The 254-nt window shown below is 61.8% G+C and carries 1 protein-coding gene; it reads left to right on the plus strand.

Features of this window, described 5'->3' with window-relative positions:
- A partial coding sequence (locus tag EU800_RS29055; RefSeq protein ID WP_207210043.1) for a hypothetical protein occupies nt 1-236 on the plus strand: 236 nt, incomplete at its 5' end.
- Nucleotides 237-254 lie beyond the last annotated feature (18 nt).

Below are 254 nucleotides of genomic sequence, written 5' to 3' on the forward strand. Positions count from 1 at the left end.
AAGGTGATGGCGCGGGCATGCCGAACAACCCGCGCGCCGATCTTGATGAGCTTGAGTTGCAGGCTGGTAAGCGACCAGGCCGCCACGGGCTCTGGCAGACCGACATGAGCGAGAAAGACGGCGAGGTGGTGGTGTCAGACAGATTCGAACCAGTCTACGCAAGGGCAGGACCGCTGTCCCTTATGCTGCACCTAGTTGACGCCACTCGGCGAGAGCAGCGGCGCGGTTCTTCTTGAAGTTGGCTCTGGGGGAGA

It is taken from the genome of Tropicimonas sp. IMCC6043 (assembly GCF_004146235.1).
Lineage (GTDB): Bacteria > Pseudomonadota > Alphaproteobacteria > Rhodobacterales > Rhodobacteraceae > Tropicimonas.